Raw genomic sequence first — 24,111 nt, 5'->3', positions numbered from 1 at the left:
CATCTCCTTGTGCCAGAGGAGACCACCCCGATGGAACTACTGAACTTCTCGGTTGTTACCCAGTACTATGACGTGCTGCTGCGCGGCTTCGGGATAACAATCGCGATGACGCTGGCCGTCATCACGATGAGCCTGGTTCTTGCAGTGCCCGTCGCGCTGGCACGGATGTCCAACTCGTTCCTGATCCGACTGGTGAGTGGCATCTATGTCGAGGTGCTGCGAGGAACGCCGCTCGTGCTGCAACTGGTTTACATCTACTTCGTCCTGCCGGGTGTGGGCATCCGGCTCAACGGTATGGTCGCGGCGATCCTGGCGCTGACGCTGCACTACACAGCCTATCTGAGCGAGGTCTATAGGGCCGGCATCCTGTCCGTGCCGAAAGGGCAATGGCAGGCCGCCTCAGCGCTCGGTATGTCGCGGAGCCGAGCCTTCATCCGCATCATCCTGCCGCAGGCGGTGCGGACCGTAACGCCGGCGCTCGGCAACTACTTCATCTCCCTGTTCAAGGATACGGCGCTGGCTTCCGTCGTCACTGTTCAGGAATTGCTGTTTTCCGGGCAGATCATCGCGGCCCGCACCTACCAGTATTTCACCATCTATACCGTCTGCATGATCATGTACTTCAGCGTAGGCTATCCGGCCGCTATCTTTGTACGCTGGCTGGAAAAACGGACAAGCAGCGGCTATGCAAGAAAGCGCTGCTATACGAAAGGCAAGGCCGCATGATCGAGCTGATCGGCATAGAGAAATCCTACGGCGCGTTGAACGTTCTAAAGGGTGTTTCGCTCTCAGTGGCCCGCGGCGACGTTGTCTGCATCATCGGCCCTTCGGGGTCGGGAAAGTCCACGCTGCTGCGTTGTATCAACTATCTGGAAGAGCCTGAAGCCGGCACCATCATGCTCGCCGGCGTTCCCGCCTATCGCGACATTGTCAACGGCCGAATGTTCCCGCGCCCACGTGCCGAGATCGATGCCACACGCCGCGATTTGGGCATGGTATTCCAGGATTTCAACCTGTTCCCGCATCTCACCGTGATGCGCAACATCACGGAAGCGCCGATCACGGTCTGCCGCGTTCCCCGCGCGGAGGCGGAGAAGCGCGCCGTGTCTCTGCTCGAACGCGTCGGACTTGCGGACAAGGTCGATGCCTATCCTGAAGAGTTGTCGGGTGGCCAGAAGCAGCGTGTCGCAATAGCCCGGGCCTTGGCCATGGGGCCCAAAGCCATGCTATTCGATGAACCGACCAGTGCTCTTGATCCTGAGTTGGTCGGAGAAGTATTGGAAGTCATGCGTAGCCTTGCGGCGGACGGCATGACCATGATCGTTGTTACGCACGAAATGGGTTTCGCGCGACAGGTTGCGGACAGGGTCATCTTCATGGATCAGGGTCAGATCGTCGAGGATGCACCACCGGAGCAGTTCTTCACCGCACCAGCCATGGCGCGCACGCGGTCATTTCTCCGCTCCGTCAACCCGGCATCGGCAGGATAAATCGTCCATGAAAACAAGAAACACCGGAGAGAGCGACATGGGTCATTCGCAACTCACACCCGGCGACGGCCGTGTGTCAGCACTCTCAGCCATCCAACGGCCCAAAACCACCGCCGACGAGGTCGAGGAACGCATCGTCCTAGCAATTGCGATAGGTGAGAAGAGCCCCGGCGAGCGCATCACCGAGGCCGAGCTTGCGTCGACCCTCAACGTCAGCCGCGTGCCGGCACGCGAGGCGATCCAAAAGTTACATTTGCGCGGTGTGCTCGTAGAAGGCGGCCAGCGCGGCGTGCGGGTTTCCGACTACAATGACGAGCGTATCGCTGAGCTTTACGAACTGAGATACGCCGTCGAATGCATCATCTTTCGGCACATCATGAAGAACGATTTCGATCGCGCACCACTGATCCGCAAACTCGACCAGATCGTCGCCCGGATGGGTGAGCTTGCAGGGTCCGGCGATCCGCTTGCTCTCAGCACGATTGACCTCGAATTCCACAGTGCCATCGTTCGACATTCGGGCAACCAACTCGCCCGCGGCATCTGGGAGGGTCTATCCCAGCATACAATGATCGTCTTTCTGCGCGACTGGGCCAATGTTGCCGACCGAGCCGGCGAGGTCGAGCTTCACAGGACATTGGTGGATTTTCTGCGCAATGGCTCTGCCGCCGATATCGAGCAGGTACTGGAGAAACACTATACGCCGGCGGCGATCCGCCTGGCGCGCGATTGAGGTGGTTCCAACCGGACGCGGCGCCGATCGGCTCGATCTCCGAGCTTGCTACGAACAAAATCGATGGCAGCAAGGGCGACGCCGAATGCCGCCGTCGGCATGGCTTTTTTGAAGCGTTCCGCGGCACACCCGCAGTGAGCATGCGAAAATTCCACCAACCTAGGCATCGTCGGCCAATGACCGGTCGGCAAATTCCGATTGCGGTTTTGCCTTCGTGAACTGTGGCCGCCAGGCCTCGGCGAGCGGTCGGTGAACCGCATCGGGTTTGCTGTCATGCTCAATTTAGAGCCAGGCAACGGAACCGCGGTCTCGCGCGCCCAGGCAATCCCTATGGCGGCTCTGGCAAAGCGCGGAGCACTCAAGATGAAGAGCACCGGAGGAATCAGCATAGCGCCGTTACAGGCGGGATTTCGGGCGTTCTCGACACGGGACATTCGCCAGAGCCTCGCTGCCGACACGGCCTGTTTGCTTCCCCGCTGTCGTGAACGAAGCTGCGAGACACTCTTCGATAGCACGGGCAAGCGCCTTGATTTCTGCCGGCTGGGTGTCGTGTGATGTCACCAGACGGGCGACCAGGTGCCCATCTGGCTGTTCCATGAAATAATGGAGAAAGCCCTTATCAGCCAGCATCTGGCTTTGATCGGAGCTCATCTCGACGAAAACCATATTACCCTCGACCGGATAGTGTGGCTGAATACCACTCGCCCGCAGCGCCTGGTCAAGCATTGCGGCCATGGTGTTGCTGTGACCTGCCGCGCGCAACCAATACTCACCGTCGAGCCAAGCTTGGATTTGCGCTGAAAGGAACCACATCCGGGCCCCGAGATGGCCGGCTCGTTTCATCATCCGTCGAAATTCTCGGGCATCGTCGGGGCAGAAGAAAATCACGGCCTCTGCCCCGATCGCTCCTCCTTTGGTCGCGCCAAGACACAGCACGTCGACCCCGGCTCGCCAAGTCAATTCTGCTGGAGACGCTCCGGTAAACGCCACTGCATTTGCAAACCGAGTGCCATCCATATGCACACGCAATCCCGCCAGCTTGGCCTTTCCCGCAAGATAAGCGATTTCGTCAGGGCGATAGACTAACCCTGTCTCGGTGCATTGGCTCAGGGAAAGGATGGCTGGTTTGCCGCGATGCGGATCTCCGCTGTCCATCAACGGAGGCAGGCTCTCTGGCAGTATTTTGCCGTGGCGACCCTCAATTGGCCGAAGCCGCACTTGAGAATGAAACTCGACCGCACCGCATTCATCGAGAAAGATATGCGAATTGCGGTGGCAGATCACCTCACCAAATCGGTCTGATAGCTGAGCAATGGCCAGGGCATTGGCCGCCGTTCCCGTAAAGATCGGGAAGAAATCAACCTCGTGTTCAAAAATCTGGCTGAGACTGGCGCGGGTCGCTGAAGTGATTTCGTCCTCTGCATAGGCCGAACCACCAGCAGCCAGAGCGTGCTGCAACCGGGCGAGAACGGCGGGAGCCGGCGGGCATGTGTTGTCCGAACGAAAATCACTCACGCCAGATTTTCCATCGCCGCTAGGATTTCTTCGCGTTCCGTCTCGCCCAGAAGCTGGAACAGACAATCGCCCTCCCGACTACGCCCCATTGTGCGAATGACAGAAACGATGCCATCGGTCCTGAATCGCAATTCCAAAGGTGCTTCCCAAGGGCTTTCCGGCCGGTGCAAGTAGCCGGCCAGCTGACCTGCTTCAACCGTGTCGCCTAGCTTGACAAGGGACTCGAGCACTCCAGCCTGCGGCGCGTAAACGAAATGGTCCTGAATGTTGAATACGAAACGTGTCGGGGTTTCGACTCGCCATTTCTCCTCCATCGCTAGGATACCAAAATGGTCGAGCACACGATAAATACAGCGCTCAGCCACTTCGAAGGCGTCATGCTTGAGCCGCCCGCCACCGCCGAACTCCCCGGAGAGGTGAATCGCACCCTTGCGGAGTGCCGCTCGACCAGCCACGGGTCCGCTCGGACAACCCGGCTGTGCCCAGGAAAACGGTGCGTTCATAGCCTCAAGGGCCGCAAATGTTCTTTGCGCCATCACCTTATCAGTGCCGAGGTCTGCATAAGAGCACGACAGATGATCCAGGGAGCTGCCCCCGGAGTGCAGGTCTAGAATCGCATCGCAGTGGCTGAACAACTCCTCGGCGATGAAGGCCGCAATACAGCCGGTTGGGGTATCGGTGTAACTGTCGCCAAAAGATCGATTTAGGTTTCCGTCATCCAGCGGCGAGGTGCGCTGCCCTGCTGCCACAGCGGGTCGATTGGCGGCCGGCAACACCAGGATCCGGCCGTGAATCCGACCCACATCGATTTCGCGAATAAGGCGGGTCAAGGCGAGTTGTCCCTCATACTCGTCACCGTGCGAACCCGCCATCAGGAGAAGAGTTGGCCCCTGACCGTTGGCAAAAACTGCGAATGGGATCGGAATTGTCCCATATGCTGAACGATGCACCGAGTGCTCGACCCGAATGAACCCGACCTGTCGACCTGGGGCCTCCAGATCGACGTCGGTCCACACTGCTGACAATGACATTTGAGATCTCCGCTAGCGCCGGTGGCTGGGAATGTAACCAGCCACTGTTGGCATCCGTCTTTATTCTTCGATCCAGACACGCTCGATGATCCGGTCGCCGGACAGATCCGACACTCCGCTTGGCTCAAAACCCTTGATCCGAGTGGACTTGGCATCGAGAAAATCTGCGAAGATTGGGATCACGCTGGGGCCTTCATCATGCAGGATTCTTTGCAACTCGCCGTAGATTTCTCTGCGCTTGTCGAAATCGAGGGTGGCCTTGCCCTCGGCCAGAAGCTTATCAAACCGATCGTTTGACCAGTAGCTTTCGTTCCACGCGGAACCAGTGCCGTAAATCAAGGAAAAGGTCTGATCGATGGGTCGATTAAGCCAGCTCGAAACTGCGAAGGGCTTCTTCATCCAGGTGTCGGACCAATAGCCATCCGCAGGACGCCGAATTACATTGAGCTTAATGCCGGCGGCAACGGTCTTACTCTGATAGACTTCAGACAGGCTGACCGCTTCTGGCAAGGCTGCATCCGAAGTATAGAGGTCCAGAGAAAATTCCGCGAGCCCGGCCTCTTTGAGATGAAATTTGGCACGATCGGGGTCGAAACTGCGCTGCTCCAGCGCGCCGTTGAAATATGGATTGTCTGGCGAGATAGGGTGATCATTTCCCAGCGCCCCGAGCCCTCCCATGACGACATCGAGCATTGCCTGCCGGTCGCAGCCGTATTTCAGCGCCTGCCGAACATGATTATTGCTCGTCGGCTCAGCGTTGAAAGCGCAGATAAAGGTCCAGTGCACCGCGCCCGGTGAGCGCACCAATTCCAGCGATGGGTTCCGACCAATGAATGCAGCAACTTTGCGGTCTACCTGATTTATTATATCTGCATGACCGCTTTGAAGTGCAGCAACGCGGGCGGTGGCGTCATTGACGACCGTCAGATCGACACGCTCGACATGCGCACGATCCGCCTTCCAATAGTTGGAATTGCGATTCAGGGTTGCTCGGATTCCCGGCTCAAAGCTCTCAAGAGTGTAGCCGCCAGTGCCGATTAGATTGGTCCAATCCTCGAACCCCTTCGGGACGATCATTGCGTGGTAATCAGCAAAGGTGCGCATAAACTCTGCATTTGCGCTGTCAAGCTTGAGGCTCACCTCATAGCGACCGTTGACAGCGATTTCGGCGATCACCCCGAAAAGAGATTTGGCGCCAGAGGTTGTGTTCTCGCCGCGATGAAGGTTAATCGAATAAACTACATCATCGGCCTCCAACGTTTTCCCATTGTGGAATGAAACGTCTTGACGGATGTGGAGAGTCCAGTTGATCGCATCGTCGCTCTCCCAGCGCTCAGCTAGTTCAGGCACGAGCGTGCCGTCCGGGAGAATTTCGACAAGCTGGTTGCAAACTGCAACACCAACGACCCGCTGCATTTGCTGGGTAAAGGCCCGCGGGTCCAAAGAATTGTCCGAACTACCGCCGGCCATCGCGAGGCGCAGTTCCCCGCCTTTTCGCGGAGCGGCAGCCCAGGTTGCGCCAAAAGGCATTAGTAGCCCAGCAGCAGCGCTTCCCGCCAAGAAACCGCGCCGTGTAAGCGATGATATGCAATTAGCCATGATTTGATCGCTCTCCGTTTGAATTGTCCGATGGATTGTTCTGCAGATCGTGCATATCGTCGTGCAGACTGCGTCGCGTATGAATGCGCACGGCAGTCGCTGCGGCTTCCTCGTCTCGTGCAAGGATCGCGTCGAAGATCGGCTTGTGCCACTCAAGAAGATTGATCCGTCGGGGCCAGTTCTTCTCTGACCACCTGTAAAGCCATTCGGTCTGTCCGGAGATCCCTTCATATTGGCGTATCAGTAGTTTATTGCCGCTGGCCCGAACGATACCCGCATGGAAACCCAGGTCTGCCTGAAGACGTTCTTCAGCGCCTCCATCCCGCTCAGCGACGACAAGTCGCTCATAGGAGGCAACCAGATCCGCCCGATTGTCAGCCTCCAGTGCCGTCGAAAGTAGGCGCACTGAAAGCTCCTCGAGGGCGCCGCGAACTTGATAGTTCTCACGCAGAACCTCTTCATCAACCGTCTGCACAGCCCAGCCGGAATAAGGTCGCCGCACGACGAGACTTTCCGTTGCCATTGCAGACAGAGCCGCTCGGATTGTGCCTCGGGCAACCTGCATCTTGTCCGACAGATCCTGCTCGGTCAGCCTTGAACCAGGGGGCAGCGTAGCGCCGATGATCATCTCGCGCAGTTGCTGGGCCGCGCGATCTACGAGGCTGAGTTTCTCAAGTTCCATCACTTTTTCCTTCCATCAACTACATCATTGTCGATTGTCAACAATTGTCAATCCGCCATGAGAGGATTTCTGCTCGACACGAGCCATTGGTCTCTCAATGTCCTGTCGGAGCGCCCCTAAATTCGCCTAGATGAGCACTGGCAGCTTGATCACACCGTTGAGGCGGTGCCGGCGGTCTGTTTGCGGACAATCAATCTCTATTCCACCAGATACTCCGGTGTTTTCAGCACTGCGCCCATGCTAAGAGGCGCCTACAACACAACAGAACACAACGAGATACGCCGATGCTTCCCTGGATTCAGCTTGATCGCGCAACCATTCCCGGCGATGGAGGTGAGTTGCGCCTGAAGCAGCGTGGTAGCGAATTTTCCATCATGCTCGGCTCGACCGAGCTGATGAACAGCAGGCTGAGCGGTTCTGAAGAGGCACTGGCAACGCTGTGCTGTGAGCGGATTGCACGGCGGAAAAACGCCAGCATCCTAATCGGTGGCCTCGGCATGGGCTTTACATTGCGGGCCGCCCTCGGCGGATTGCCAGACGACGCCCGAGTCACGGTCGCGGAACTCGTTCCGGCCGTGGTCGATTGGGCGCGGGGGCCGATGTCAGATCTCCACGAGGGCACGCTCGACGACCCACGTGTCGATATCAATATCGGTGACGTCGGCGCGCTGATCCGGTCACAGAAAGCGGCTTACGATGCAATCCTGCTCGACGTCGACAATGGTCCGGATGGGCTGACGCGCGCCTCCAACGACAGCCTCTATGACCGCAGCGGCCTTCGTGCCGCCAAAGTTGCCCTGCGCGCGAACGGCGTGCTTGCGGTTTGGTCATCCGCGCCGGATAGTGCTTTTACACGTCGATTGCGGGAGGTTGGCTTTGCCACCGACGAGGTGAATGTGCGCGCCAATGGAAAACGTGGTGGCGCCCGCCATGTATTATGGATGGCAACCAAACGATAGCATTTCAGTCGGGAACTGCCACCTGCGACGGAGCGCGGGTCAAAGAGCAAAATGTCGGCTCACACAGGCAGGCTGAGGATTTTCTCCTATACGACATAGTCACGCTGAGCCGTCGAAGGAGATCGCCAAGCCGCGTGCAGGATGGCACCGTCGGGCCCCGCCATCGACGTCTCCCAGCCTATCCGCCAGTCGTTGCTAGCGGACGGAAACCATTCAATGCGCTTGTTGCCGGGATCGTACCAGGGGCGGCCTATCGTCAGCCTGGGTACAAGCCTCCGTGTCTCGGGCCTCATCCATTGCGCCAGCGGTGAATGTCTTCGGCGCTCGCCTTGCCGCCGCGCGGTCCGTGGATCGTCACGGAGCGGGAGGCAGCAGCCACCGAAAACGCCAGCGCCTCGGCAAAGGGCTGGCCTTGCGCCAGGCACCAGGTCAGCGTGCCGCCGAAGGTATCGCCGGCGCCGGTGACGTCAACGACATCGACCGCAAAGCCGGGCGTGCGCAGCAGCGTCTCACCGCTCTTGGCCTCAGCACCGTCTGCGGCCAACGTGCGGACTACCCAGCCAATCTCGTGATCGCCCATCCAGTCGCCGATGCGGGTGATGTCGTCATGGCCGAAGGCGGTGCGGAAGCCGACCTGGTTGAAGATGACGACGGCGGCGCCGGTGAGGTAGGGCATGTCCTCGGCGGTGCAGCCGCCGACGTCAAGATCGAAGATGGCGCGGCGGCCATGGCGGCGCAGGTCCGCCAGCAGCCCGGCCTGCTTGATGACGCCGTCCTCCGCCTCGGCATGCAGCCGGCGGGCGCGGTAGAGCGTGGTGTAGAGGAAGCCCGGCTGGCGCAGGGCCGAAAGGCTGGCTGGCGTCAGCCACATCGGCTGCTCGCCCATTTCGACAGTGAGCACGACATGCTCGCCATCGACGAGGAAGATCAGGTTGCGCGATTCCGCAATGGCGGGATCGATCAGCATGTGGTCGACGCCGACGCCGTTTTCCTTCAGATCGGCGATCAGCCGCTGCGACAGCGCGCTGCCATTGAGCAGGGAAATGAACTGGGTCTCGCCGCCGAGTGCTGCGTGCACGACGGCGGCATTGGCGATCGAGCCGCCGATCTCGGCCGGCAGTTCCGTCACCATGCCCTTGTCGGCGCGGCCGGGCCAGCGATCGGCGGTGTAATATTCGTCGAGCGCGACGTCGCCGATGAAGAAGGCGGTCATGCGCCCGATCCTTCTTCCGCTTCGGTCCGGACCAGGCGTGGTCCGCCGGCGACCGGCACCCAGGGGCTTTCGCCCAGGCCGCAGATCGCCATCCAGTAGTAGGGCGTCGGGCCGGCCACGCCGCGGCAGGCATCGTGCCAGACGTTGCGGTGCATCACCACCGCCTGGCCCGGCGCGATCACGAAAGCCTCGATCTCGTCACGATGCGGCGCATCCGCGTCCGACGCCGGAGCGACGGCCAGGACGATTGGCTGTGCGGCGCAGAAGAGCGCCTCTTCGGTGTGCGGATGCCGCTCCATCGCCGTGCAGTGCCAAGGCGCACTGCCACCGCGGGTGATGCCGAGATGGCCGGATCCCTCGATGAGCGGCGTGCGGGTGAAGCCGTCGCGCCAGCCATCGCCGGCGGTCCAGATCACCTGCGGGTCGGTATCGCCGGTCAGGTCGTAGACTTTTCCGTATCGCGAAAAGTTTTCGGCGGTCACCGGGCTGGCGACAATGCCATCCGAGGCGGTCATGCGGCACTCCTGATGGCCCGCACGATGCGCATCAGCCGGGCAACATGGCTGGCCTCGACGCGGCCGGTATCCTTGTGGTCGTGCTTGAACCAGCTGCCGACGACGGCGCCGTCGGCATGGGCCAGTTGCTCGGTGGCATTGCTTTCGGTGAGGCCGGCGCCGATCAGCAGCGGCACGGTCCCGCCGGTCGCGGCGCGGAAGCGGGCCACCTTGTCCATGTCGGTCGGCTGGCCGGTGGCATCGGAGGTCACCACGAGACTGTCGCAGCGGGCGGCGCCGATGCGCACGTCCTCGGCCTCCGGCCGGCCGGACAGGACCGGCTGGTACTTGAACCGCACGCCGCCGAACAGCAGCGCCGAAACGCTCCCGCGGCGGGCGGCGAGATCGGCGGCGAACGGGACGTCGGCCTCCGGCGGCAGATGGCCGGCAACGGAATCGACCTGGATGAAGGCGACCGGATAACGCTCGGCGAGCGCAAAGGCGCGCGCATCGTCGCGCAGCACGTTGACGCCGATCTTCGTGCCGAGATCGAGGCCGCACAGCCGGTCAAGCACGCGCTCGACATCGTCGGCATCGGCGAAATAGTTTTCGACGACCAGCCCGTCGACGCCTTCGCCGGCCATGATGCGGGCTTCTTCATCCGCCTGGGCGAGCTTGGCGGCAGGGCCGTCGCCGGCCAGGTGCAGCATGCCGAGGATCGGCTTCGGCGTGGTAAAGGTCTCACTGAGACGGCTCATGTCTTGTTCTCCTGCGTCGCGCCGCTGTCAGGCTGGCGCGGTATCGCGCCCCCAGCGCGTTGCGAATTTCATTTGGACCGCCGGCGAGTAGACGATCGACGTGCGCTCCACCAACCGGTCATCGGCATCGAGCACATCGCCGCTGGCGCAAAGGTAGCCCGGCACGTCGGCCGCCGGGGCAAAGACCTCCCGCAGGCGATCGGACGGCGGCACGACGGTCAGCAGCAGCTCCGAGCGCACCGGATGGCGGTTGTAGTCGCGGCGCAACACCTCATAGAGAGATTGCGCCGCGAAATCGTAGGCGTCGATGCCGGGATAAAGGCCAAGGTCGAGCTGCGACGTATCGACGTTCAGCCAGCTGATCGTCTCGCCGTTGGCAAGCCCGCGGGCGCGGACCAGCAGCAGTTCGTCGTTCTCCACCTTGTGCTCCAGCACCCGGGTCACTGGGCGCTGGCCCTGCCGACGCGCCAGTTCCGTAAAACTGCCGAAGTTCCAGATGCTGTGGCTGACCGGTCGATGCGACACGATCGTGCCACGGCCGCGAACCTGCTGGACCAATCCTTCCGACACCAGCAGCGCCATCGCGTTGCGCACCGTGGTCCGGGCGATGCCGAACTGGTCGCGCAACTGGTTCTCCGAGGGGATGGCTTCCCCCTCGGAAAAGTCACCGCTGAGGATCGCGGCGCGGAGCGCCCGATACAGCTGCCGGTAGAGCTGCTCGCTCGAATAGAGGTCGAGGCGCAGCCGGCACAGCCTGTCATCCGGGCGTTCGCCCGTTGCGGTGGAGGCGTCTGGTGTGGAAGGAGGGGTCAAGGGCAGGCTCCGACGCGTTTTCGTTACTTCGTAGCGCCGTTTATCGTGAATTCCTCAACGCCGGCTTGCTTCAGGCCATAGCGGTCGAGGATCTCGGCGTAGGTGCCATCGGCCTTCATTGCATTGAGGGCCGCCAGCACGACATCGCGCAACTCGCCGTTCGCCTTGGCAAAGGCGATACCGTAGTGATTGATTTCGGCCACTTCGCCGATCTGGTAGAACTTGCCCGGCTCCTGCTTCATCAGGTCGAGAAGCCCTTCGAGACCGATCACCGAGGCCTGGGCGCGGCCCTGGCGGATCTGCATGATGTGCTCGGCCTGGGTCGGGATCTGGATGACGTTGATCAGCTTGTCCGCCGGGCAGACGGACTTGCCGAGTTCTTCGGCCCAGGTGACCCAGCTCGTGCCAGTCGCCACGGCGACCGTCTTGCCGCAGAGGTCGGCCTCGACCTTGATCTCGTCCTGGTGGTCGGCAGTCGAATAGAAGACGTTGCCGGTTTTGAAGTAGTCGATGAAGTCGAGCTGGGTCTGGCGCTCGACCTTGTCGGAGAAGGCCGTCATGATCAGGTCGGAGCGGCCGGTGACGACCTGCGGGATCAGTTGCGGGAACTCGACGTTCTGGAAGTCCGGCGTCAGGCCGAGACGTTCGGCAATGGCCTTGGCGAGATCGATGTCGAAGCCCTTCAGCTCGGTCGAGCCGGCGTCGTTGTATTCCATCGGCGGATAGGCAAGGCTGATGGTGACGTTGAGCTTGCCCGTGTCGCGCACGGCATCCGGCACGGCAGCCGCCAGCTTCTCGTCGGCGGCAGCATGGGCCGCACCGGTCGCGGCGAGGCTGAGGAAGGTGGCGGAGGCGAGCCCCAGGACCATAGGCAGCAGTCGTTTCATTCTCTGTTCTCCCATTGTTGAGCTTTGAACTTCAGGCCAGCACGCGGCTGAGGAATGTGCGCACGCGCGGATCGCCGGGATTGCTGAGCACCTGCTCCGGCGTACCCGTTTCGCGAATTTCGCCATCGATCATCACCACGACGCGGTCGGCCACCTCGCGGGCGAAGCCGATTTCATGGGTGACGACGATCATGGTGGTGCCGCCGCGCGCCAGGTTGCGCATGACTTCGAGCACCTCGCCCACCAATTCCGGGTCGAGCGCGCTGGTCGGCTCGTCGAACAGCATCACGCGCGGCTCCATCGCCAGCGCCCGAGCGATCGCCACCCGCTGCTTCTGGCCGCCGGACAGCTGCGCGGGATAGCTCGACGCCTTGCCGGCCATGCCGACCTGCTCCAGCAGCTCCATGGCGCGGGCCTCGGCCTCGGCGCGACGCAGGCCGCGCACGACCATCGGCCCCTCGGTGACATTGCCGAGCACCGTGCGATGCGCGAACAGATTGAAATGCTGGAACACCATGCCGAGCTGGCTCTGCTGGGCGCGCAGCCGCTTGACCGGCAATTCCTGCAGGGCACCGCCGCTGAGCTGGTATCCCATGATGGCACCGTCGACCCAGACATAGCCGCGGTTCGGCGTCTCCAGATGGTTGATGCAGCGCAGGAAGGTGCTCTTGCCGCTGCCCGATGGGCCGAGGATGCACAACACCTCGCCATAGGCGACTTCCAGGTCGAGGCCCTTAAGCACCTCGTGATCGCCAAAACTTTTGCGGATTCCGACCGCCTTGACCGCGAGACTCATGCTTCCTCCGAGGCGACAGCCCGTCGCGCCGCCCATCCCTTGAACCAGCTGGACTTGCTGACGGCGGCCTCGGCATCGCGGCCGAAATGGCGCTCGAGATAATACTGGCCGATGGACAGCACGGTCGTTCCGGCCAGATACCAGATGGCACAGACGAACAGCAGCTCGATGACGGCGCCGTTGATGAAATAGATGCGCTGGGCTGCGTTCAGCATCTCGCCCATGGCGATGGTGGCGGCGAGCGAGGAAAACTTCAGCATGCCGTTGGCGCTGTTGCCGAGCACCGGCAGGATCAGCCGCAGGGTCTGCGGCAGGATAATGCGCCGCATCGTCTGGCCGGGCGTCATGCCGAGCGTATGGGCCGCCTCCTTCTGGCCGCGATCGACGGAGGTAATGCCGCCGCGCACGACTTCCGTCAGATACGAGCCCTCGTTGACGCCGAGGCCGAGAACGGCGGCGACGAAGGGCGTCACCACGTCGACCATGCGCTCATCGACGAGGCCGGGTATGTAGAGCCGCGGGAAGACGAGCGCGATGTTGAACCAGATGAGCAGCTGCAGCAGCACCGGCGTACCGCGGAACACCCAGACATAGAGCCAGGCGGCAAGGCGCAGGATCGGGTTTTCCGAGAGCCGCATGATGCCGAAGGCAAAGCCGAGCGCGACGCCGAGCACCAGCGCGCAGCCCGAGATCAGCAGCGTCCAGCCGAAGCCGGTGATGATGACGCCGGCCGTCAGGAACTCCCCGACCACGGTCCACTGGATCTGCCCGACCGCGAAGGCGCGGCCGATCACGGCGAGCAGCAGGATGACGAGGCCGCCGCTGATCCAGCGGCCGGGATGACGCAAGCCGCGAATGGGGACCTCAGGTCCGGGCAGGTCCGAGAGTGACAGCGCGGCGGATGATTTTGGATTTGGCTGTGGCATGGCATCCAAATTGTAGGGTTAGGCCTACAACCTACTAGAGGCGTTGGTTGGGCCAGTCAAGCCAGCCGGGATCCTTTTTCCATGCGACTGTTCTTTCCCGGACGCTACCCAATGCATTGGCGATGCCGCCCTCTGCTTCCAGCGCGGCCCGATGATGGCGCTGGGGTAGCAAGGTTCACGTCGATTGGTGCTCGTGGGGGACGGACAGAGTCTTCGACACAACATTATGTGCCGCAGATGAGCGCCACCTGATCGATCCGCAGCAATTCTTGGCTGCTTGGGACAAGAGCCTGCTAGCCCGCGAGCGTGAGCGCGCTGACCCCGTGCCGGAGCAAGCCGAGCTTACCGGCACGACGGGTGCCAGAGAGCTCTACAATGTGCTTCCGATCGCGGGCACGTGCTTTGAACAGTGTCGCTGCCGGCTCAAGCTTACGGACGGGTCCGGTGTCGGCGCAGGGAATCAAAGCGGAAGTCCTCGGCGGCCGCGCGCAGCATCAGCAATTCCCCGATCGTCTCGAGGTTCATCAGGCCGACGAGACGCTTATCCTGATCGACGACCGCAGCGGCGGACGAGTTTGCAGCCCGCATGATGCGGAGGCTCTCGTTGATCGCAGTGTCCCTGGCAATCGTCGGGATCTCGGCGCGCATTACACTGAGCACGGATGCGTGCGCCCGCCCCTCCTTCATGGCGGCAATGATGCCGTCGCGGGTTAGCAATCCCTCGAACGTGCCGTCGGCGCCGACGATCGGAAACTCGTTCTGGCTCGTTGCGAGCAGAAGCTCGACCGCATCATCCAAGCGCGCGGATGGTTCAAGCACGGCGAACTTGGTCACCATTACATCTCCGACTGCGACCTGGCCGGAGATCGCCTCCAGATCGCTGCCCTGCGCTTCCGCCTGTGCGGCGAGATAAACGAAGACCGCGATTAGTATGAGCAGCGGATTATAGAACAGTCCGACAATGCCCATCGCGAAGGCGACGCCCTGGCCGATTCTGGCAGCAACTCTTGTGGCGCGCCCCCAGGGCCAGCGCATTGCCAGGACCGCCCGCAGCACGCGGCCGCCATCCATGGGAAAGGCCGGTATCATGTTGAACAGAACGAGGAAAACGTTCACGCCGGCGAGCCGGACCAGGAAATTGACACTGGGATCTTCGGGCGTCGTCAACTCGTCCCAACCGACCGCACCGCCAATAAAAGCCACGAGCAGGGCCGCGATCACCACGTTGACGAGCGGACCTGCAATGGCGATCAGAAGCTCCTCGAACGGCTTGGTCGGCATGCGCTCCAGTCGCGCCACGCCGCCGATGGGCAGAAGGATTATGTCGGGCGTCCTTATCCCGAACCTGCGCGCGACGGCAATGTGCCCGAACTCATGCAGCACCACACATGCGAACACGCAGACGACGAAGACCGTGCCTTCCCAGGCCGCCGGTGCTCCGCCGATCCGATAATGCATGAGCCAGATCCAGACGAGCAACAGCAGGAAAGTCATGTGCATGCGGATGGCGGTGCCGCGGACAGTTCCAAGCGTTACGGACCATTCCATGGTATTCACCCGTTTTTGCAGCGGCACGTCGCCCCGTTCGCCCCAGCGATGTCGGCCGAAAAGAACGGCAGATATGCGAGGGCCAAGAGATTGACGCCGAGCTGAAGGATCGCGGCGCAGAGAGCCGTTTCAAGTGTGGCGTCACCCGTGCTTGCCGTCAAATCGATCGCACGCCGCCGGTCGGCGCGGGGTCGCAGCTATTGCTCGGCATTTTCTGCAGCACCATTCTAACGCGGGCGGAGACCTCCCGCAGATGTTCTCTATAATCGTAAGTATCGTCGAGATTTGGAGGTGTCGCGGACACGGCTATTGGGCTGTCCGGCGCGAGGACAGCACCCGCGGGTGCTTGCGGTTCGGAGAGCCGTGCAGCCCTCCGAACCCTATCCAAATATCCCGGTCATCTTGGACGCAGGACATATCGAGAACCGGAGCAGTCTTGCGGCCAGCCCTCAGGCGACGCGTTTGCGCGCCGTAAATGGCCCATGTGGAATTTCCGGCGGGGCGAACGTGTCCGCCGATGCCCGGTCCCAACGGCTGTGCCAGTCGGCGAGGCCTTCAATTTCCTCGTCAGCGAGCAGGAAGCCTTCGGGGAGATAGGGATAGGCTTCATTCCCATCCAGGAATTCATTGTCCTTCTGCCTGAACATGAAGTGGTAGGGCATGAAGTCGCTCGGATTGCTAAGCCCGGCCGCACCGGCGATCTCGCCCAACGCTTTCATCGTGTTGCGATGGAAACGTGCCACCCGGTCACTCTTGTCGCCGACGTGGATTGCTTTTTGGCGCAGCTTGTCCTGGGTGGCGATGCCAACCGGGCAGTGGTTGGTGTGGCAGGACTGGGCCTGGATGCAGCCCACTGCGAACATGAAGCCGCGGGCCGAATTGCACCAGTCCGCCCCCAGGGCGAGCGTGCGGGCGATGTCGAAGGCGGAAATGATCTTGCCGGCGGCGCCGATCTTGACCTCGTGCCGGATTCCCGCGCCACGCAAGGCATTGTGGACGAAAGTGAGGCCTTCCAGCATCGGCATGCCGACACGATTGGCAAACTCCACGGGTGCCGCACCGGTCCCCCCCTCCTTGCCGTCGACAACGATGAAGTCAGGGATGATTCCGGTCTTGAGCATCGCTTTCACCATGCTCAGAAACTCCCGGCGATGGCCGATGCAGAGCTTGATGCCGACCGGTTTGCCTCCGGACAAGTCGCGCAGCTGCCCGACAAACTCCATCAGGCCGACCGGCGTCGAGAAGGTGCTGTGGGCTGCGGGCGAAATGCAGTCGACCCCCATTGGAATACCGCGGGCCTCGGCGATCTCCTTTGAGATTTTCGATGCCGGCAACATGCCGCCATGGCCGGGCTTGGCGCCCTGGCTGAGCTTTATCTCGATCATCTTGATCTGAGGATCGGCGGCCAGCTCGGCAAACCGTTCAGGTGAGAAGGTGCCGTCGTCGTTGCGGCAGCCAAAGTAGCCGGATGCCACCTGGTAGATCAGGTCGCCGCCGCCCTGGCGATGGTAGCGGCTGATGCTGCCCTCGCCCGTGTCATGTGCGAACCCGCCCTTCTTGGCGCCCGTGTTCAGCGCGAGGATCGCATTTGCCGACAGCGAGCCGAAGCTCATCGCCGATATGTTGTAAAGGCTGGCATTGTAGGGCTGCTTGCAGGCAGACCCGCCGATCCTGACCCGGAAGTCGGTCGTCTTGATCTCCGTCGGCGCGGCAGAGTGGGTCAGCCATGCATAGCCGGAACCGTAGACGTTCTCGATCGTGCCGAAGGGCCGCTTGTCTTCGACACCCTTGGCGCGCTGATAGACGAGACCACGATCCTGGCGGCTGAATGGTTCTTCATCCCGGTCGCTCTCGATCAGATACTGGCGTAGCTCGGGACGGAAGCTCTCCAAAATAAAGCGCATGTGTCCGATGATCGGATAGTTGCGCAAGATCGCATGTTTGTACTGCCGCATGTCGCGCAAGCCGACGAGTGTCAACGCCACGAATAGTGCGGCGAAGATCCACATCCAGTGGCTGTAGAGGCTTGCCGCGATGATCGAGGCAAACGCAAGCAGCGCCACAAAAGCAAAGATGGCGTAGCGCTGGTATGTGGGGAAAACTCTCACGGCTGGAGACCCTCGGGAAATCAAACTCTCTATCGACAGCGGTCGGGAGCACCGACCGAGCGTGCCGCTGCTACAACGCAGCGGCACGCTCGTCAATTTGTCTTATCCGGCCTGCAGGAAGCCGACCTTGGCGGCGCTTTCGCTGGCGAAGTAAGTATAATGGAATGCATCGACCCGTCCGCTGATCAACGGCACTTCGTCGCGTCTCCAATACCAGGCGGTTTTGTTGAGTTCCTGCTCGAACGCAGGCGAGCTTGTGGCGGACCAGAAGCCGCCGATGCCACCAGGCTTCAGGGCCCGCTTTATCTGTCCGATCCCGGAGCTCTGATAGATAGCTTCGTTCGGCGCGCGCACGGTGAAGTCAGGTCCGTTGTCCGTGTCCATCAGGATCACGTCAAAGGGGTCCCGCTCTTCCCCCAGCACCTCCATTGCGTCACCAACCCGAACTTTGACACGGGGGTCTTGCAACGGATGGTCGGCAAGGTGTCCAATATGGGTTCGGTTCCACTCGACGATCTCGGGAACCAGTTCGCCCACGACGATCTCCGCATCCGGCTCCAGATGCTTCAGGGCCGTCCGCAGGGTGAAGCCCATGCCAAGGCCGCCGATGAAGATCCTGCGTGCCGGCGCACCGTGCAGCCTCAGGGAGCGTTTCGCGAGGATGTCTTCGGATTGGTGGCTGAGGTTCGACATCAGCTCCAATCCATTGTAGCGGATTTCGAACAGCTCGTTTCGTGTACGCAGGATAATCTCGTCGCCAGCAGAGTTGCTGGCGCGTGCCAGTTCGGTCCAAAGGGTCACGGCTATTCCTAACGATTTTTTCAGGCTGCCTTGCAGCCTCATATTACGCTTAAGGGTGTCGGAAGTTCGGGTTGCCCGGCTCGACTAGAGCCGCGGCAACCCGAAGGCATCGCCGACGGTTGCGCCGTTCTGGAATGCAAAGATCGCGGACCTGGCCGACGCCATGTATCGCCGGTCGCCAACCGCCTCGCCCGTCATCTTGAAAATGGACAACGGATCCCTTGCCCCGCCGACAGCGTCGAGCCGTGCAGGGTGAAAGCGATGACAGAAGATGGAGGTCTGGAATGCGGGAGATACACCCATTGACAGGCCCAATCAGTGCTGCGCTTGCGCGCTGGCAGAAGAACGAACCGCAAATGATGAGGATCCCGGGGCGGAAAAGTGTGCGGCGTCTGGTTCAGAAAGGCCCGCACCGGGACAAGCCGGGTGCTTCCTTAGCGAGCCTCGATATCCTGACGAATGTTTCCAAGCACATGATGTCTATATGGTTCCCGAAAAGGGCCGTTCAATGGCAATAGGACCAGTAGCATTTTCGGCGTGGATTAGCGAAGGGGCATCTTCGCGTCGAGGGACGCGCCCCCTTGCAATTTACGGTCGATTGCTCCTATCTTCGCGGCGTTCTCAGGGCGGGGTGCAATTCCCCACCGGCGGTATCGGGAAACATCCCGGAGCCCGCGAGCGCTTCCGGTCTCGCCGGAAGGTCAGCAGATCCGGTGCGATGCCGGAGCCGACGGTATAGTCCGGATGAAAGAGAGCAAGGTCACTGCAGCACTCCTCGCGGAGGCGCGACGGTGTTTGTTCGCCCAAGGGAAGTTTTGCCGATGCGCGCAGGCGCGAAGGCGCAACAATGGCCGGGATCCGGCCCAACCCTTGAAAGACCGAAGTATGACTATCCATAAAATTGAAGATGCGATCGCCGCCATTGCCCGCGGGGAGATGGTTATTGTCGTGGACGACGAAGGTCGCGAAAACGAAGGCGACATCGTCTTTGCATCTGAGGATGCGACGGCTGACAAGATCGCGTTCATGATGAACAAGGCCCGCGGCCTGATCTGCGTGTCTATGGAAGGTGCCCGTCTTGATGCGCTGGACATTCAACTGATGGTTCCCAACAACACGGAATCGCTCAAGACCGCCTTCACCGTTTCGGTCGACTACCTGCCCGGAACGACGACGGGCATCTCGGCTGCAGATCGCGCTGCAACCATCAGGGCTCTGGTCGATCCGGCTGCAAGGCCGGAGGAGTTCGCGCGGCCTGGGCATATTTTTCCGTTGCGGGCCAACCCGCAGGGCGTGCTCGGCCGCCCCGGCCACACGGAGGCTGCCGTCGACTTCTGCCGCCTTGCCGGCAAGACCCCCTCCGGCGTGATCTGCGAGATTGCCAACGACGACGGCACCATGGCCCGCTTGCCGGATCTCGAGATCTTTGCCGAACAGCATGGCTTGTGCCTCGTGACGATCGAGGATCTCATCGCCTACTTGCACGACACGCAACCTTCCCGACTTGCGGAAGCCGCCGCATAGGCGCGACGACCATCATTCCGGGGCGGCATCGGCCGCCCCGGAGTGATGCATGTCATGTCCCTCGTCTCCGTCCTCGACCTGGCCCGTAAGCCTCTCATCGATCGCCCGGCCATCCCGTCGTCCACGGATCCGCACCGGATAGCCATCGGCTGCGGCAAGGGCTGCGAGCCGTCCTGCCCTCTCCGGATCTCCCCCGACCCCGTTGGAGCAGCGCACCCGCATACTTGCGTTTTCGCAAAGAAGGCGCCCGATGGAGGCCCTATTCATGGCTTTGATTATTTTAGAAGACTGCTGCATGAGCCGGAAACACACCTCACTGACCGCCTCGCTGCATCCCATCCGGCGCGCGCACGCCATCACCGAAGGAAACTGACCATGGCGAGTCAAGCCCCGACAAAACCGTCTTCCGCAGTTGCGGGCTTCTTCTCGGCGGGCTTCCGCCCCTTCTTCCTCTTCGGTGCCCTCCAGCCGGCGGTGATGATGGCGCTTTGGGTCCCGTGGTTTCTCGGCTGGACGCAGCTGCCGTCGGCAATGCCACCGGTCGCCTGGCACCAACACGAACTGATGTTCGGATACGTGCCGGCGGTTATCGCCGGATTTCTGTTGACGGCGGTTCCGAACTGGACCGGTCGCAAGCCGCTGTCCGGTTGGCCGCTCTTTCTGCTTTTTGCGCTCTGGCTGGCCGGCCGCGTGGCGATCGCCTGCTCGGATTGGATCGGAGCCGATGCGGCCATGGTGGTGGCTGCAGGGTTCCTGCCGGTCCTTGCCATCTTCGTCCTGCGTGAACTGGTGGTTGCGGGCAACCGGCGCAACTACAAGGTCGTTGTTGCCCTCGGCGCGTTGTTCGCCGCGGAGCTTCTGTTCTTTTACGAAGTGAGCCGCTACGGTTTCGCCGAGATAGCCGATCGGCTGGCGATCGGCACGATCATCATGCTCGTCGCCATCATTGGCGGACGCATTATTCCGGCCTTTACCGGCAACTGGCTGCGCCAGAAAAATCCGGGCAGAATGCCATCGTCTTTCGACCGGTTCGACATGGCCGGCATGGCCCTCGCCTTCCTGGCTTTCGCCGCGTGGGCGATCGCAGCACGCCTTGAGGCCTTCGTTTGGCCGGCCGGCATCCTGATGCTGCTTGCTGCCGGTGCGCAGTTCGCGCGGCAATTGCGCTGGGCGCCGCTCCGCACCGTTTCCGAGCCGCTGGTGACGGTGCTGCATGTCGCGTTTTTCTTCGTTCCAGCCGGTTTCCTGCTGACGGGCGCAGCCCTGCTGTCGGGCGACATCGGCCTGCGTACCGCGGGCATCCATGCCTGGACGGTGGGCGCGATCGGCGGCATGACGCTCGCGGTGATGACACGAGCCACACGCGGGCACAGCGGCCAGATGCTGCGTGCACCCGCATCGACGGTCCTGGCCATCTATGTGCCGATTGTCCTTGCCGCGCTGGCACGGATCGTCGCAGCCCTTGCGCCGGAACTCACAGTGCTGCTCCTGCCACTTTCCGGGGCGTGTTGGATCGTCGCCTTCCTCGGTTTTGTCGTGCTCTACGGGCCGCTGCTCCTGCGTCACGGCGTCAGATAAGCGGCGCGGACATGCCGGAACAGCGGCCGCGCGCTGCACTTCGACCATCATGGCACGGAGCGCGACAAACGGTTGCTGCCTTTGCCCGCGGCATCCCAGCCGCTCCTCCCCGGTCCTGGCGGCTGCAATTATAAAGTGTGAGGTTCGCGACCTTTTCCCAACGGCCAATCAGGATTTGCGTCACACTCTTTGCGCCACGGCAAAGAACGCACGGCTCGACTTTCCCACAGATGGCAGGAGATCGACACGAGGGGGCGAGGCAGATGAAATCAACAGCCGGCACGGAATGCGACACCAACGGGCCGTCGGGCGGACCTGCCTTCGATTGGGACCCCCGCAGCGAAGCTGTTCTGAACGACCAGTTCCAGGCCTATGACCACATGCGCAAAACCTGCCCCGTTGCCCACAGCGATTATCTCGGCTGGTCGCTGTTTCGACATGAGGACGTCCTGAAGGCGCTCATGGATCATGAGACGTTCAGCAATGCCGCGTCGCGGCATCCATCCGTGCCCAACGGTATGGACCCGCCGCAGCACACCCCCTACCGACGGATGATCGAGACCTATTTCACGGCGGAACGGGTCGATGCCTTCGAGCCTGAATGTCGGGCCATCGCGCGCGAACTGGTCGCCGGCCTGCAAAAGGGCCACTCGACCGAAATCATCAGCGAATTCGCCGATCCCTACGCGGTCCGCATCCAGTGCGCCTTTCTCGGGTGGCCAGCCTCGCTGCACGGTCCGCTGCGCCAGTGGGTCCGCAAGAACCAGGAGGCCACCCTGGCCCGCAATACGGAGGCCATGGCGGCGATCGCGCTGGAGTTCGACGGCTATATCCGGGGCCAGTTGAACGAACGGGAGCATGCCGGTTCGGCGGCACCGGACGACATCACCACCAGCCTTCTCCGGCAGACCGTCGACGGTAAACCACTCGACCACGACGCCATTGTCAGCATCTTGCGCAACTGGACCGTGGGCGAGCTTGGCACCATCGCGGCTTGCGTCGGCATCGTCGCGGATTTCCTGGCGGATCGCCCCGAACTCCAGGCGGAGCTCCGCCGGGACATTGGCCGTTTACTTCCGGCCATCGACGAGATCCTGCGGCTGCACGCACCGCTGATATCCAACCGGCGTGTGGCGACAAAGCCGGTTGAAATAGGTGGTCGCAGGATTGCGGCTGGAGAGCGGATCACGCTCATCTGGGCCTCGGCCAACCGCGACGAGGCCGCCTTTGATGACGCCCGAGAATTTCGCCTCGATCGCGACCCCTCGCAGAACCTGCTCTACGGCGCTGGGATCCATGTCTGCCCCGGTGCTGCTTTGGCTCGGATGGAACTGCGTGTGGTCATGGAAGAATTGCTCGCGCGCACGGATCACATCGCACCGATACCCGGCGGCGGCGTACGCGCCATCTACCCGGCGAGCGGCTTCGCATCACTTCCGTTGCGGATCAGCTAGGCAGTCTGCCTTGCCGCCGGAACTGCAGTTCTCCATCGGAGCGTTGTGAAGGTCACCGACTGCTGCGGACCGGCGTCAGAAGCCCCGCCGTGCCGCAGACCTATCGAGGAAAATTATACTTTTCAGTGATGTCCCACAGCCTGTGATTGAGGTCGATCAGTGAGCGAATGCTCTCCTTGATCCGCGCCATCTCCAGGGTGTCGAGCGCTTCGACTTTGCCGTACTTAACGTCGTCCTTGCTGTCGAATATCCGCATGAGCTGCGTCAGTCCCTGGCCGCTGTCCGGATCAAACGAATAGATGCAGTGATTGTATTTGTTTCTCAGTTTCGACAGGTCGCTCAGCCGTCTCGTCGCATCCAGCACGTCGTTGCGGCATTCAGCCGATGTTTTTTGCATCTTCGCCAGGCGCTCGACCAAGTCAAGACGCGCGCGGGTCGTATTCAACGTCAGAAAGATGACGATGGCCGTCTCTTTGTCGACCTGGGCAAGGCCGGCAATCATGTGGATCAGAAGGCTCTCCGTGTTTGTCCAAGTGTAGTTTAGCTGCCCAACCAACAGGAGTATTTCCTGAAACTTCGGCATTCCTTTCCCTCCAAATACATCCGCAAAACATACCCGAGATACCACATCCGGATATTGCCATCAGTCTGACCGCATCAACCTCAATGATGTCTCACGCACCAGAGCAATCCAAAGGGTAACGTCCCTAACTGCAATACGGCAGCGGAGTAATTCGCAACAAGGCATAGCCGTTAGTAGTATTTCCCTAGGTCATAAGGAAGGTGCAGAGCAAAGCCATCCTTGCCAGAATTCACGGTTCCGCGGAAATCTTTTAGCGAACCCCTTCTATCAACGGCAGTACTGGGGCCTATTCGAATACCCCGTAGACGCAGCACGATCATACCCCCTAACTCCAATGGTCAGCTATAACGATCGCTCCTTCCCAACAGACTATTGCGCCGGGCTTGGGTCAAAACATGGAATGCAAGCGAGGCGGATATGCCCCGGTTACGACCAGATGGACCCCGTTTGAGCCCTATTCCATTTTGACCCAAATCCGGAGGAGGAAAAAATCCTCCAGTTAGTGGTGCACGGCCGCGAGAACGCGCCCGGCGCAACCAAAAAGCACGACTCATGTTCAACCGCCGCGCGGTGATGACCCCAAGAAGATGAATGGCGGTCAAGCCAGCGGCTCAGCGAC

The 24,111-nt window shown here is 61.4% G+C and carries 22 protein-coding genes and 1 riboswitch; of the genes, 7 read left to right on the top strand and 15 right to left on the bottom strand.

All coding sequences use genetic code 11. The features are described 5' to 3' along the window. Window positions 1-30 precede the first annotated feature (30 nt). Genes J2Y48_RS11805 through J2Y48_RS11795 form a run of 3 tightly spaced genes read left to right on the top strand, consistent with a single transcriptional unit; the run spans window position 31 to window position 2,223 of the window. Window positions 31-726 carry an amino acid ABC transporter permease gene (locus J2Y48_RS11805; protein WP_310417594.1) on the top strand — a complete coding sequence of 232 codons (696 nt, stop codon included), beginning with the start codon at window positions 31-33 and terminating at the stop codon, window positions 724-726. Further along, complete coding sequence (locus tag J2Y48_RS11800; protein ID WP_310417591.1) at window positions 723-1,490, top strand: amino acid ABC transporter ATP-binding protein; 768 nt, start codon at window positions 723-725, stop codon at window positions 1,488-1,490. Before J2Y48_RS11805 ends, J2Y48_RS11800 begins: the two co-directional genes overlap by 4 nt. A 7-nt stretch (window positions 1,491-1,497) precedes the next feature. Continuing rightward, window positions 1,498-2,223, top strand: coding sequence for a GntR family transcriptional regulator (locus J2Y48_RS11795; RefSeq protein WP_310417588.1), 726 nt, complete (start codon window positions 1,498-1,500; stop codon window positions 2,221-2,223). Window positions 2,224-2,619: 396 nt separating this feature from the next. On the opposite strand, the gene J2Y48_RS11790 is transcribed toward J2Y48_RS11795, so the two are convergent. From J2Y48_RS11790 to J2Y48_RS11775, 4 genes are read right to left on the bottom strand one after another with little or no spacing between them, the layout of a single operon-like run. Further along, window positions 2,620-3,738 (bottom strand): beta-eliminating lyase-related protein, encoded by a 1,119-nt coding sequence (locus tag J2Y48_RS11790; RefSeq protein WP_310417585.1) that lies wholly within the window; start codon window positions 3,736-3,738, stop codon window positions 2,620-2,622. Beyond that, window positions 3,735-4,769, bottom strand: a complete 1,035-nt coding sequence (locus J2Y48_RS11785) for a succinylglutamate desuccinylase/aspartoacylase family protein (protein ID WP_310417582.1) — start codon at window positions 4,767-4,769, stop codon at window positions 3,735-3,737. The genes J2Y48_RS11790 and J2Y48_RS11785 overlap by 4 nt, the downstream gene beginning before the upstream one ends. A 60-nt stretch (window positions 4,770-4,829) precedes the next feature. After that, window positions 4,830-6,368 (bottom strand): ABC transporter substrate-binding protein, encoded by a 1,539-nt coding sequence (locus tag J2Y48_RS11780; RefSeq protein WP_310417579.1) that lies wholly within the window; start codon window positions 6,366-6,368, stop codon window positions 4,830-4,832. Beyond that, complete coding sequence (locus tag J2Y48_RS11775) at window positions 6,361-7,050, bottom strand: GntR family transcriptional regulator (RefSeq protein ID WP_310417576.1); 690 nt, start codon at window positions 7,048-7,050, stop codon at window positions 6,361-6,363. Before J2Y48_RS11775 ends, J2Y48_RS11780 begins: the two co-directional genes overlap by 8 nt. A 284-nt stretch (window positions 7,051-7,334) precedes the next feature. Here J2Y48_RS11775 and J2Y48_RS11770 point away from each other — a divergent pair, with 284 nt between their 5' ends. Further along, a complete protein-coding gene (locus tag J2Y48_RS11770) occupies window positions 7,335-8,009 on the top strand; it encodes a hypothetical protein (protein WP_310417573.1) in 675 nt (224 codons plus the stop codon). 289 nt (window positions 8,010-8,298) lie between these two features. Here J2Y48_RS11770 and J2Y48_RS11765 read toward each other — a convergent pair whose 3' ends face one another. The 10 genes from J2Y48_RS11765 to J2Y48_RS11720 form a co-directional block, all read right to left on the bottom strand. Then, window positions 8,299-9,222: a carbohydrate kinase family protein gene (locus J2Y48_RS11765; RefSeq protein WP_310417571.1), complete on the bottom strand. Its 924-nt coding sequence runs from the start codon at window positions 9,220-9,222 to the stop codon at window positions 8,299-8,301. Then, window positions 9,219-9,737, bottom strand: a complete 519-nt coding sequence (locus J2Y48_RS11760) for an ureidoglycolate lyase (RefSeq protein WP_310417568.1) — start codon at window positions 9,735-9,737, stop codon at window positions 9,219-9,221. Before J2Y48_RS11760 ends, J2Y48_RS11765 begins: the two co-directional genes overlap by 4 nt. After that, the gene (locus J2Y48_RS11755) at window positions 9,734-10,474 is read right to left on the bottom strand and encodes a BtpA/SgcQ family protein (RefSeq protein WP_310417564.1); all 741 of its coding nucleotides are present in this window, start codon (window positions 10,472-10,474) and stop codon (window positions 9,734-9,736) included. Before J2Y48_RS11755 ends, J2Y48_RS11760 begins: the two co-directional genes overlap by 4 nt. Window positions 10,475-10,501: 27 nt before the next feature. Then, window positions 10,502-11,287 carry a GntR family transcriptional regulator gene (locus J2Y48_RS11750; RefSeq protein ID WP_310417560.1) on the bottom strand — a complete coding sequence of 262 codons (786 nt, stop codon included), beginning with the start codon at window positions 11,285-11,287 and terminating at the stop codon, window positions 10,502-10,504. Between the two features lie 23 nt (window positions 11,288-11,310). After that, window positions 11,311-12,174: an ABC transporter substrate-binding protein gene (locus J2Y48_RS11745; protein WP_310417558.1), complete on the bottom strand. Its 864-nt coding sequence runs from the start codon at window positions 12,172-12,174 to the stop codon at window positions 11,311-11,313. A gap of 31 nt (window positions 12,175-12,205) precedes the next feature. Continuing rightward, window positions 12,206-12,970 (bottom strand): amino acid ABC transporter ATP-binding protein, encoded by a 765-nt coding sequence (locus tag J2Y48_RS11740; protein WP_310417554.1) that lies wholly within the window; start codon window positions 12,968-12,970, stop codon window positions 12,206-12,208. Next, on the bottom strand, window positions 12,967-13,896 hold the full coding sequence (locus tag J2Y48_RS11735; protein WP_310417552.1) for an amino acid ABC transporter permease: 930 nt from the start codon (window positions 13,894-13,896) through the stop codon (window positions 12,967-12,969). Before J2Y48_RS11735 ends, J2Y48_RS11740 begins: the two co-directional genes overlap by 4 nt. 429 nt (window positions 13,897-14,325) lie before the next feature. Then, window positions 14,326-15,444: a site-2 protease family protein gene (locus J2Y48_RS11730; RefSeq protein ID WP_310417549.1), complete on the bottom strand. Its 1,119-nt coding sequence runs from the start codon at window positions 15,442-15,444 to the stop codon at window positions 14,326-14,328. Between the two features lie 449 nt (window positions 15,445-15,893). Then, complete coding sequence (locus J2Y48_RS11725) at window positions 15,894-17,552, bottom strand: FMN-binding glutamate synthase family protein (RefSeq protein WP_405030210.1); 1,659 nt, start codon at window positions 17,550-17,552, stop codon at window positions 15,894-15,896. Between the two features lie 102 nt (window positions 17,553-17,654). After that, window positions 17,655-18,353, bottom strand: coding sequence for a hypothetical protein (locus J2Y48_RS11720; protein ID WP_310417546.1), 699 nt, complete (start codon window positions 18,351-18,353; stop codon window positions 17,655-17,657). A 613-nt stretch (window positions 18,354-18,966) separates the two neighbouring features. After that, window positions 18,967-19,113, top strand: a riboswitch (FMN riboswitch). Between the two features lie 125 nt (window positions 19,114-19,238). Here J2Y48_RS11720 and ribB point away from each other — a divergent pair. From ribB to J2Y48_RS11705, 3 genes are all read left to right on the top strand, one after another. After that, complete coding sequence (ribB, locus tag J2Y48_RS11715; RefSeq protein WP_310417792.1) at window positions 19,239-19,877, top strand: 3,4-dihydroxy-2-butanone-4-phosphate synthase; 639 nt, start codon at window positions 19,239-19,241, stop codon at window positions 19,875-19,877. Window positions 19,878-20,252: 375 nt separating this feature from the next. Beyond that, complete coding sequence (locus J2Y48_RS11710) at window positions 20,253-21,455, top strand: NnrS family protein (protein ID WP_310417543.1); 1,203 nt, start codon at window positions 20,253-20,255, stop codon at window positions 21,453-21,455. A 263-nt stretch (window positions 21,456-21,718) separates the two neighbouring features. Next, the gene (locus tag J2Y48_RS11705) at window positions 21,719-22,909 is read left to right on the top strand and encodes a cytochrome P450 (protein ID WP_310417539.1); all 1,191 of its coding nucleotides are present in this window, start codon (window positions 21,719-21,721) and stop codon (window positions 22,907-22,909) included. Between the two features lie 100 nt (window positions 22,910-23,009). Here the strand turns inward: J2Y48_RS11705 and J2Y48_RS11700 are convergent, their stop codons facing one another. Then, window positions 23,010-23,492: a hypothetical protein gene (locus J2Y48_RS11700; RefSeq protein WP_310417535.1), complete on the bottom strand. Its 483-nt coding sequence runs from the start codon at window positions 23,490-23,492 to the stop codon at window positions 23,010-23,012. Window positions 23,493-24,111 lie beyond the last annotated feature (619 nt).

Source organism: Mycoplana sp. BE70, assembly GCF_031455855.1.
Taxonomy (GTDB): Bacteria; Pseudomonadota; Alphaproteobacteria; order Rhizobiales; family Rhizobiaceae; genus Mycoplana.
Note: the sequence above shows the minus strand (reverse complement) of the source record. Positions and strands in the feature narration are given on the sequence as shown.